The organism is Streptomyces sp. CT34, assembly GCF_000805335.1.
Classification (GTDB): Bacteria; Actinomycetota; Actinomycetes; order Streptomycetales; family Streptomycetaceae; genus Streptomyces.
In genome coordinates, this window is the sequence record NZ_KN708638.1 from 2,734,801 (window position 1) to 2,745,267 (window position 10,467).

Genomic DNA, 10,467 nt, shown 5'->3' on the forward strand with positions numbered 1-10,467 from the left:
GGCAGCCGCGGGCGTCTCGGCGGGCTCGGCGGCCTCGGTCTGCGGGGGCCCGGCCGGTGCGGTCGCCTTACGGGTGGCGCGGCGGCGGCTACGGGCCGGCTTGGCCGCGTCGCCGGTGGTGACCGCGGCGGCGGCCGGCTCCTCGGCGGCGGGCTGCGGCGCGGGCGCCTCGGTGCTCACGACCGTGGCCTCGGCGGCGGCAGCGGCCGGCGGGCCGGCCGGTCGGGAAGCCGCGCGGCGCCGGCGGCGCGGCGGCAGCGTGTCGCTGGGTGAATGGTTGTCGTCGGCACCACGGTCCGCGGACGGCGTGGATGCGTTGGGCTCAATAGGTTCGAGCATGCGGGCGGTTCTCCCGTCACGCTCCCGGGCGCCGCGCCTGATTCCGGCCGCGGTCCGCGTGATGAGCGCGGTTCCGCTGTCCGGGGCGTGGGCGCCGCACGGGAGCTGTCGTCTCGCTCGCCGGGCCCGTTGGCCGGGTACCGGCGAAAGTCTCCTGGTCAGTACGTCTGCCGGACCGGGGTGGCTCCCAGGTTGATCGGCGACGCGACGACGCGCGTCCTACGCAGTGCCTTCCCCGGAAATCGCCGGGGAGGCCCCACTCGGCGCCTTCGCGGCACTCAGCCCGGCGGCCGTGGGTAGGGCGGCCGTGGCAGCGTCGCGGTCGGGCGCCAGCGGGTCGGTCACCGCGCCGGTCTCCTCATCGAGCAGCCCCTGCGCCAGCCTGGTCACCGCTGCGGGGACCGGCGGCGCCAGGTCGGCCGTAGCTCGGAGGCCGGACAGGACGTCGTCGGGTCGAACGGCAGGTGTCAGATGCCGAACAACCAGCCGCAGTATCGCACAGGCATTGCCGTCGGGCCTATCGCCCTCGGCAGCCGCTGCCTCCAGGCGCGCCACCGCGCCCCGCGCGTCGAAGGACCGCATGCCGTTTTTGGTACGGCGCTCGACCTGTACTTCCTCGGCGGCGAGGAACGCCTCGACGGCGCGCCCGGCCTCCTCGGCGGCGACGCCGTCGAGCCGGATCTCCCACACCGACGCCTGCAACCGGTCGGCGAGGCCGCTGGTGTGCGCCTCCACGGCGTCGATCACGTCGAGGCCGGTCGGCAGGGACTCGTCGAGCAGGTCGCGCAGCTTCTCCGGGTCACGGCGCGCGGTGAGCTGGATCTCCAGATACTCGGCCTCGCTGCCGGTGCCCGTCGGGGCGGCGTTGGCGTACGACACCTTGGGGTGCGGGGTGAAGCCCGCCGAATAGGCCATAGGGACCTCGGCGCGGCGCAGCGCCCGCTCGAAAGCGCGCTGGAAGTCGCGGTGGCTGGTGAACCGGAGGCGGCCGCGCTTGGTGTAGCGCAGTCGGATGCGCTGCACCGCCGGTGCGGGCGGCGGGCCTTCGGGCTGTCGCTTGCCCAGTGTTACTTCTCCTTGGTGTAAGGGCGCGCCTGGCGTCGCCCGGTCCGGACCGCCCCCGCGTGGGCGAGGACACTTCGCGCCCGGAGTCTTTACCTAGAGTACGTGCCCGGACGCCGCCCAGTTCCCGCCGGGGCGGCCGGACCTCGTCCCGCCCGCGCCGCCGGCCCGGCAAAATCCATCGGACGAGTGCGCCGCCCAGGTCAGCCGCGCCCTCCCCCGCCGTGGATCCAGAAGCGCAACTTCTGCGCCCGGCGGTCCTCGAAGACCCCGCCGCACTCCTCGATCACCCGGCGCGAGGCGGTGTTGGTGTCGTCGCAGGTGACCAGCACCGGATCGATGCCCAGCTCGCGGTGGGCGTACGGCAGCGCGGCGCGCAGCATCGCGGTGGCGTGACCTCGGCGGCGGCCGGTCGGGCGTACCGCGTAGCCGATGTGGCCGCCGTACTCGTGCAGGGAGGCGGTGAGCCGGTGCCGGACGGTGAGCCGGCCCAGGAAGGTGTCGCCGTCCACCCACCACAGGGTGGTCATCGGTACCGTGCCGTCGGCCCGCTCGTCCGGCGAGGTGCCGCCGACCAGCGCGACGTACGCGGCGAACCCCTCGGCGGACTGCCAGCGGCTGCACCAGGTCCGCAGCTCGCGGCCCAGTCCGGAGTTGCGGGAGCGGTCCACGCCCTCGGCGCGGAACTCGTCCATGGCGGCGAGGAAGGAGTCCCGGACGCGGACGGTAGGGGTGATCAACTGCGGCGGCATGCGCCTCATTGTGACGGGAGCCCCGGGAAGCCCGGGAGGCGGGAGCACCCGGGAAGCCCGGGAAGCCCGGGAAGTAGGGGCCCCTGGGATACGCGGCGCCGCACCACCGCAAGGCTTCCGGCCCGGGTGATGGACCGTCCGGCCCTACCGGCCGCGCATCCCGCGTTGAACGCTGCGGAGCAGTCTTCCCGTGAGGAGGCACGTCATGTCGATTTCCGTCGGCGCCTGGCGCGGGAGCCCCCGGCGTCGGGCTCTGGTCACCGCCGTCGTCGCACCCCTGCTGCTGCCCTCGGTCGGCGCGGTGGCGCAGCCCGCGAACGGGTCGACCGCCCCGAGGACAGTGACGGTCACGGCCACCACCGCGCACCCCCGCGTTCCGGCGTTCCGGTGCCCCACGCTCAAGAACTGGCTGGACCACCACCCGGCCAACACGGCGGAGTGGCGCAAGGATCCCTGATGTGGTTGAAGCAGGGATGCCCCTGACGAACCAGGGATGGCCCTGATGTAGCGGGAGCGGTGCCCCTGATGAGGTGCTGACCCGCACTGGGCGGGAGGCCGGTCACGGTCCGAGACGGCCGCCCGTGGGGGACGTCTGCTCGGGGAGGCGGGAGAACCCAGAACACGCGACGGCCCGGCCCCGCGAGGCGGAGGCCGGGCCCAGGCGCGGTCGGGGCACTACTTGACGACGCTCAGCGGCAGCAGCTTCCTGCCCGTCGGGCCGATTTGGATCTGGGTGTCCATCTGGGGACAGAACACCCACCGCAAACGCTGGACGCGGCAGCGCGCCGATGCACGCCTCAGTTCAGCCGAAAAGTCCAGGCGGCACCCCCGTAGGCTGCGGCGGACTTCTCCACGAGGCACCTACCCACAACCCCGGCCGGCCGGGGTCCTACGCACCGGTGGGACTCGGCGCCAGTCGCCGGCCACCTGCCCTTTCACGCGGCAGTTGACTGAAGCTGGCCCGCAAACATCGTGATGCCCCTTTTCAGCAGTATTGACCAAATCCGTGGAACTTGGAGATTCCGCAAGTTCCCCCGCCGGGAAGGCTGGGCGTGGTGCGCCTGATCACGCCCAGCGCACTGTCCACATCACCGGTTGAGAGGAGGTGACATCTCATGAGTAAGGTCGCGATGAACGCTCAGGCGGCAGTCCGGCAGGACCGACGTCCCGGGTACTACATCTTCAAGTTCCGGGGTGGCACTGCGAAGTGAACCCGCGGGGCAGGCAACGGCCGCAGGTCACCTGTCCGTTGCCTGCCCTCCTGCCCTTCCCCGGTCTTCTGGAGTTGCCGTGCGATATCGCCGTTCCCGCTGTCTGACCTGCTACTGGCGCGACGGGATGTTCGTTGTCCATCCCTATCCCCACGGCACTCCCACGTCGCTGCACCCCGTGGCTGCCGAGGTCCTTTCCACGTTCGAGGACTGGACCGAGCCCGCCGAGGCCGCCAAGGCGCTGGACCACCTCACTCCCGACACGGTCGAAGAGGCCCTGTCGGCCCTCACGGAGGCCGGCGCACTCCTGCCGGAAGACAGCCCACAGGCCAACCACGACCAGGAGATCGACCGCCATTGGTCCGCCTGGGCCCCCGAGGCATCCTTCCTCCACTACGCCACGCAGAACGACTACCTGGACACCGAGATCAACATCCAGGACCCGGACCTCGCGCCGGAACTGGCCCAGATGCCACCGCTGTTCACCACCTACGCGGACGCGCCCCGACATCCGCTGCCCCGCCCCCGGGCCGACCTGCGAGCCCCGTACGAGCAGGTTCTCCACACCCGACGGACCCACCGCGACTTCACACCCGAAGCGGTATCGCAGGAGACACTGGCCACCCTGCTCTCCACAGTGTTCGGCCCGGTGGACTTCATCGACAGCGGCCACGGCGCGCTCTACCGCCGCACCAGCCCCTCCGGCGGCTCCCGGCAGGAACTCGACGCCTACCTCGGCGCACTCAACGTCACCGGACTCCCTGCCGGCTGGTACCACTACAACGGCCTGGAGCACTCCCTGGAACTGCGCGCCGAGGGGCTCACCCGAGGCGAGGCCGCGCACTTGTGCGGCGACCAGGAGTGGGCCGGCCAAGCCGCCTTCCTGGTGGTCCTCGCCGCCCGGCTGGAACGCATGAGCGTGAAATACCGCACGCCCCGCTGCTACCGGGTCTGCCTGCTCAACGCCGGCCACCTTGGCCAGACCTTCGTCCTGACCGCCACCGCGCTGGGCCTCGGCCCCGTCCAGACCGGCGCCTTCAACGACGCCCTGATCGCCGAACGATGCCGCCTGGACAACGCCGGGGACACCCCCCTCTACGTTCTGGCCGCCGGTCACCCGAGCCCCTCCGGACCCCATGAACCACCACCGGCCACCCCCACCGCCTTCGCACACACGCACCTCCACGCGACCACACGGCCATGACAAGACACGGCCAGGTGTGCTGCGCCCGGAGACCTGCACCGGCCGCCCGGTTGAGCCCCTCCTCCAGAGCCCACCGATATCGACCAGGCCACCGAGCCATCACAGGACGAGCAGCACCTCCCTGCCGACAGCCTGTTCAAGCACCCGCTGACCGCTACGGCGATGAGGGCGTCCTCGGCCACCCACCCACAAGGGGGAACGCACCATGACGGCCACGCCCGTCGGCCCTACCTCACCTACCGGATCCCATCCCGCGACCTGCACCCCCACGACTTTCCCGGCCACCACCCGGCCCCCCGAGCTCCCTCCCTCCATGCAGGACCTCATCGGCAAGCACCCCGGCGAGCCGAACGTGATGGACCCGGAACTCCTCGCCGATCCGTTCGGCGGCTACGGTCGACTGCGCGAGAGGGGCCCCGTCCTCCGCGCGCGCTTCATGGACGACACGCCCATCTGGCTCGTGACACGCTTTGAGGAGGTGCGCGCCGTCCTGCGGGACCCGCGCTTCGTGAACAATCCGTACTCGATTCCGGGGCACACCGGACCGGACCCGCGCGCCCGGCTCATGGAAGTGCTCGGCATTCCCGAGGAGTACAGCGGGTACATCCTGGAATCGATCCTCACCAGCGACCCACCGCACCACGCACGTCTGCGCCGCCTGGTCTCCCACGCCTTCACCGCACGCCGGGTAACCGAACTCCGGCCGCGCGTCGAGGAGATCACCGACAACCTTCTCGACGAACTCACCGGTCATGCTGACGACAACGGTGTGGTCGACCTCATCGAGCACTTCGCCTACCCGCTGCCGATCACGGTCATCTGCGAGCTGGTGGGCGTGCCCGAGGCGGACCGGTCGCGCTGGCGGGCTTTCGGATCCGACCTCGCTTCGCTGGAGCCCGAACGGATCGGAGCTTCCTTCCCGGACGTCGTCGACCGCATCCACGAGCTGATCGCCGCACGCCGTGCTGCCCCGCGGGACGATCTGATCAGCGCGCTCATCCACGCCCAAGACAGCGACGGCGGCCGGCTCAGCGACACCGAGATGGTCACCCTCGTGATGGCGCTGGTGCTCGCCGGGCACGAGACCACCGCCCACCTCATCGGCAACGGCACCACCGCCCTGCTCACCCACCCCGACCAGCTGCGACTGCTCAAGGAGAACTGGGGACTACTGCCGCACGCCGTCCACGAACTGATGCGCCGCTGCGGCTCGGTCCAAATGACGCAACTGCGCTACGCCGCCGAGGACATGGAACTGGCCGGCACCCGGATCCGACAGGGCGAGGCTGTGCAACCCGTTCTGGTCTCCGCGAACCACGACCCACGCCACTACAACGACCCCGAACGCCTGGACCTGACCAGGCAATCAGCGGGCCGCGGCGAGGACCATGTCGGCTTCGGCCACGGAATGCACTACTGCCTGGGCGCCTCGCTCGCCCGCCAAGAGGGCGAGGTGGCTATCGGCCGCCTGCTGCGTCGCTACCCGAACCTGTCCCTGGCCGTCGCCCCCAACCAGCTCAAAACCCAGGTGCGCCGCCGCCAGCCCGGCGCCTGGCGCCTCCTGCACCTCCCGCTGAACCTGGACCGACACGCGTCGCACTGACGTTTGACCCATCAGGCAGGCCCCAGAACGCACTTGCCGTGGCCGCGCTCCGCGAGAGCAGCGCCGCTGTGCCGGCTCTGCTCCGCGGGTGCGATCCAAAACCCGACCGGAACGAGGAGCCAAGTGGATCAAGGCAAGACGGAAGGAGTCCCGGCCGGACCATCAGACGCCCCGGGAGCCCGCGAGACGACCCAAAGGCCCTCAGACCCACTCAACCTCTGAGTGGACGTTCGAGGGGCCTCCCTGCGTCGGCAGAGGCGTTCTGGGCGCCTCTGCCGACGCGACGGACCGCCGACGCTCCGAGGCGACGCCGAGCGCGCTCAGCACCTCAGCCACCTCAGACTCCGTGACATCAGTCACAGCGTCGGCGATCCGCCGTAAGGCATCGCTCACGTCACTGGCCGTTTGCGCTGGTCGCGGGCTTCTTCACGGTCAGCGGCAGCAACTTCTTCCCGCTGTCGCTCAGTTGTGGCCATGTATCGAACTGCGGACAGACGCCGCAATCGAAGCAAGGGGTCCAGCGGCAGTCCTCGACCTCGGTCTCGTCGAGGGCGTCCTGCCAGTCCTCCCAGAGCCAGTCCTTGTCCAGGCCGGAGTCGAGGTGGTCCCAGGGGAGGACCTCCTCGTAGGTGCGCTCGCGGGTGGTGTACCAGGCGACGTCCACCCCGAAGTCCGGGAGGGTCTTCTCGGCGGCCTGCATCCAGCGGTCGTACGAGAAGTGCTCGCGCCAGCCGTCGAACCGGCCGCCGTCCTCGTAGACGGCGCGGATGACCGTGCCGATGCGGCGGTCGCCGCGGGAGAGCAGGCCCTCGACGATGCCGGGCTTGCCGTCGTGGTAGCGGAAGCCGATGGAGCGGCCGTACTTCTTGTCGCCGCGGATCTTGTCGCGGAGCTTCTCCAGGCGGGCGTCGGTCTCCTCGGCGGAGAGCTGCGGGGCCCACTGGAAGGGGGTGTGCGGCTTGGGCACGAACCCGCCGATGGAGACCGTGCAGCGGATGTCGTTGGACCGGGAGACCTCGCGGCCCTTGGCGATGACCTTGGTCGCCATGTCCGCGATCTGGAGGACGTCGTCGTCGGTCTCGGTCGGCAGACCGCACATGAAGTAGAGCTTGACCTGCCGCCAGCCGTTGCCGTAGGCGGTCGCGACGGTCCTGATCAGGTCCTCTTCGGAGACCATCTTGTTGATGACCTTGCGGATCCGCTCGCTGCCGCCCTCGGGGGCGAAGGTCAGCCCGGAGCGGCGGCCGTTGCGGGTCAGCTCGTTGGCGAGGTCGATGTTGAAGGCGTCGACCCGGGTGGAGGGGAGCGACAGACCGATCTTGTCTTCCTCGTACCGGTCGGCGAGCCCCTTGGCGATGTCGCCGATCTCGGTGTGGTCCGCGGAGGACAGCGACAGCAGGCCGACCTCCTCGAATCCCGTGGCCTTCAGGCCCTTGTCCACCATCTCGCCGATGCCGGTGATGCTTCGCTCCCGTACGGGTCGCGTGATCATGCCGGCCTGGCAGAAACGGCAGCCGCGGGTGCAGCCACGGAAGATCTCGACCGACATCCGCTCGTGGACGGTCTCGGCCAGGGGGACGAGCGGCTGCTTGGGGTAGGGCCACTCGTCGAGGTCCATGACGGTGTGCTTGGAGACCCGCCACGGGACGCCGGAGCGGTTCGGCACGACGCGCGCGATGCGGCCGTCGGCGAGGTACTCGACGTCGTAGAACCTGGGGACGTAGACGCTGCCGGTCCTGGCGAGGCGGAAGAGCAGTTCGTCGCGCCCGCCCGGACGGCCCTCGTTCTTCCAGGCGCGGATGATCTCGGTGATCTCCAGCACCGCCTGCTCGCCGTCGCCGACCACCGCGCAGTCCAGGAAGTCCGCGATCGGCTCCGGGTTGAAGGCGGCGTGGCCGCCGGCCAGGACCAGCGGGTGGTCCTCGGTGCGGTCCTTGGACTCCAGCGGGATGCCGGCCAGGTCCAGGGCGGTGAGCATGTTGGTGTAGCCGAGTTCGGTGGAGAAGCTCAGGCCGAGGACGTCGAAGTCGCCGACGGGCCGGTGGCCGTCCACCGTGAACTGCGGGACGCGGTGCTCGCGCATCAGCTCTTCGAGGTCCGGCCAGACGCTGTAGGTGCGCTCGGCGAGGACGCCCTGCTGCTCGTTGAGGACCTCGTAGAGGATCATGACGCCCTGGTTGGGCAGCCCGACCTCATAGGCGTCGGGGTACATGAGCGCCCAGCGGACGTCGCAGCTGTCCCAGGGCTTAACGGTGGAATTCAGCTCTCCGCCGACGTACTGGATCGGCTTCTGCACATGGGGCAGCAGAGCTTCGAGCTGCGGGAAAACCGACTCGGACATCTCGAACCTTCATGGGCTGACAAGGGGCGACTCACAAGCGTAACCCGCTCGGAGTCACGCCCGGCACGGCGAGCGGGGCACCCCGCGGCTGCGGGGCACCGGTACGGTCACCGCCGCAGGGCGTCCCGGTACTTCCGGCGGGAGACCTTCGCCCACAGCCCCGGCAGCTCCCGTTCGCGGTCGGCGGCGCGGGCCTCCTCGCGGCCGTAGAGCAGGCCGAAGGTGAAACCGCTCTCACCGGCGCCGCGGGCCTGGGTGGCCAGTTCGCGCAGGGCCGCGCGGGCGACCACGCTGTCCTGGTGGTCGCCGAGCAGCTGCTGGACCTGCTTGGCCCGCCGGGTGAACCCCCGCGCCGGGCGGCCCAGCGCCGGCTGGGCGGCCTCCGCGGCGTACCGGATCCGCTTGGCGGCCTTGCGGGCGCTGTGCAGCGCCTCGTCGCGGGCCGGTCCGGCGGGGGTGTCGAGGGCCGTCTCGACCCGGTCGGCCAGCCGCCGGTAGTCCTTCAGCACGGCGCCGGCGACGACCTCGGGGGCGGGCCGGGCGGCGGGGGCGCGCAGCGGCGGATCGGCGAGCAGGGCGTGCAGGGTCTCCAGAAGGGCGAGATGGCGCGGTCCGTCGAGCGCGGCGAGCAGCCGGTCGCGCGCTCCCGTACGGCGGCGCCGCGACCAAATGCGCAGCCGGGCGGAGACCGGGCCCAGCCGCAGCGTCCGGGGCACCTCCGCCAGCGCGTCCGCCAGCCGTTCGGCCAGCACCTCCTGATCCCGGCCCGCGCCCAACTCGGCGGCCAGCCACTGGAGTTCGGCACCGATCGGGTCGGTGGCGGCCCGGTCGAGGACCGCGGCGTAGGAGCGGAAGGCGCTGCGCAGCCGGCGGGTGGCGACCCGCATCTGGTGCACGGCGTCGGGCAGGTCGCGGCGGACGGCGGGGTCCAGTGCGACGATCGCCCGGACCTGCTCGCGGACGTAGTCCAGGACGACGTCGCCGGCGGTGCGGCGGCCCTTCCGCCCCTTCCCGGCCAGCGGCGGCCCCCCCCCCCCCCCCCCCCCCCCCCCCCCCCCCCCCCGCCGCCCCCTCCGCCCCGTCCGGCGCGGTCTGCGCCAGCGCCCGCGCCAGCTTCGACCGGGCCGTCGCCGGGCGCAGCCCCGCGCCGGTCAGCAGCCGGCCGGCCTCGTCCAGCAGCGCCGGGTCCCCGCCCTCCGGCGCCAGTTCCACCTCGACCTCGTGCCAGCGGACCTTGCCAGCCCGTCCCAGCCCCTCCGGGTGCAGCCGGCGCGCCCGTACCTCGTCCACCGCGACCTCGGCGAGCGGCGCGCCCGCGGTGTCCTGGAGCACCCGGACGGTACGCCGGGTCCGCAGCCGTACGACGGGGATCAGCTCCGCGTCGCGCACCCGCGAGCGGACCAGCGCGGCCAGTTCGGGGGGCGGCGCGTCGGACAGCGGCGCCCGGATCTCGTCGCGCACCCAGTCGGCGTCGCCCGCGAGCGCGACCGGGAGCTTGAGGTGCCAGCCCGCGTCGGCGCCGCCGGTGCGCCGCCGCAGGGTGATGCCGTCCGCGGCGAGGCGCTGGTCGGCGGTGTCGTAGTAGAGGGCGTCCAGGTCTTCGGTGCCCCGCTCGGCCACGGTCGCGACCGGGCCGACCCGGGTCAGGTCGGGAAGCCGGATGTCGCCGGTGGCGTCAGCGGCCTCGTATTTCCGTTCGATCTCCCGCACGGTGTCCGCCATGCATCGAATCTAGTCAGCCGCCACCCGCCCGACCACCCACCCGGCACCGCCCGCGGGATCGCACGCTCCGGTGAGCGGGTAGCACTGCCGGCACACGGTGACTTACGGTGTGTGACAGGTCGCCCACGCAGCGTGGCGGCCGGCGTTCGACCGACACCGGGAGAAACCGTGCACCCCCATATCGCAGCCGTCGCCCGGCCCCCGCTCTGCGTCTCGGCGGGCGCCCCCCCCCC

Annotated in this window: 6 protein-coding genes and 2 pseudogenes; 3 read left to right on the forward strand and 5 right to left on the reverse strand. The window is 71.8% G+C overall.

All coding sequences use genetic code 11. The features are described from left to right. The 3 genes and pseudogenes from RZ84_RS39680 to RZ84_RS12085 all read right to left on the reverse strand — a co-directional run. Positions 1-339 (reverse strand): annotated as a pseudogene (locus RZ84_RS39680) (hypothetical protein); the annotation flags it as partial. A 219-nt stretch (positions 340-558) separates the two neighbouring features. Then, a complete protein-coding gene (locus tag RZ84_RS12080; protein ID WP_043264323.1) occupies positions 559-1,362 on the reverse strand; it encodes a TIGR03936 family radical SAM-associated protein in 804 nt (267 codons plus the stop codon). 242 nt (positions 1,363-1,604) lie between these two features. Further along, positions 1,605-2,153 (reverse strand): GNAT family N-acetyltransferase, encoded by a 549-nt coding sequence (locus RZ84_RS12085; protein WP_043264324.1) that lies wholly within the window; start codon positions 2,151-2,153, stop codon positions 1,605-1,607. 205 nt (positions 2,154-2,358) lie between these two features. On the opposite strand from RZ84_RS12085, the gene RZ84_RS12090 reads away from it, so the two are divergent. The 3 genes from RZ84_RS12090 (at position 2,359) to RZ84_RS12100 (ending at position 6,171) form a co-directional block, all read left to right on the forward strand. Continuing rightward, entirely contained in the window at positions 2,359-2,610 is a 252-nt protein-coding gene (locus RZ84_RS12090; RefSeq protein WP_043264325.1) for a hypothetical protein, read from the forward strand. A gap of 833 nt (positions 2,611-3,443) precedes the next feature. Beyond that, the gene (locus RZ84_RS12095) at positions 3,444-4,568 is read left to right on the forward strand and encodes a SagB/ThcOx family dehydrogenase (protein ID WP_043264326.1); all 1,125 of its coding nucleotides are present in this window, start codon (positions 3,444-3,446) and stop codon (positions 4,566-4,568) included. 313 nt (positions 4,569-4,881) lie between these two features. After that, positions 4,882-6,171 carry a cytochrome P450 family protein gene (locus RZ84_RS12100; protein ID WP_052229897.1) on the forward strand — a complete coding sequence of 430 codons (1,290 nt, stop codon included), beginning with the start codon at positions 4,882-4,884 and terminating at the stop codon, positions 6,169-6,171. A 394-nt stretch (positions 6,172-6,565) separates the two neighbouring features. On the opposite strand, the gene RZ84_RS12110 is transcribed toward RZ84_RS12100, so the two are convergent. Both RZ84_RS12110 and RZ84_RS42285 read right to left on the reverse strand, forming a co-directional pair. After that, positions 6,566-8,512, reverse strand: coding sequence for a TIGR03960 family B12-binding radical SAM protein (locus RZ84_RS12110; RefSeq protein ID WP_043264328.1), 1,947 nt, complete (start codon positions 8,510-8,512; stop codon positions 6,566-6,568). Between the two features lie 107 nt (positions 8,513-8,619). Then, positions 8,620-10,234, reverse strand: a pseudogene (locus tag RZ84_RS42285) (CYTH and CHAD domain-containing protein). Between the last annotated feature and the right edge of the window lie 233 nt (positions 10,235-10,467).

What these genes read in the sequence shown, in the direction of transcription:
- RZ84_RS12085 (WP_043264324.1), bottom strand. Translation starts at nt 2,153, where the DNA reads ATGCCGCCGCAGTTGATCACCCCTACCGTCCGCGTCCGGGACTCCTTC.
- RZ84_RS12110 (WP_043264328.1), bottom strand. Translation starts at nt 8,512, where the DNA reads ATGTCCGAGTCGGTTTTCCCGCAGCTCGAAGCTCTGCTGCCCCATGTG.
- RZ84_RS12100 (WP_052229897.1), top strand. Translation starts at nt 4,882, where the DNA reads ATGCAGGACCTCATCGGCAAGCACCCCGGCGAGCCGAACGTGATGGAC.
- RZ84_RS12090 (WP_043264325.1), top strand. Translation starts at nt 2,359, where the DNA reads ATGTCGATTTCCGTCGGCGCCTGGCGCGGGAGCCCCCGGCGTCGGGCT.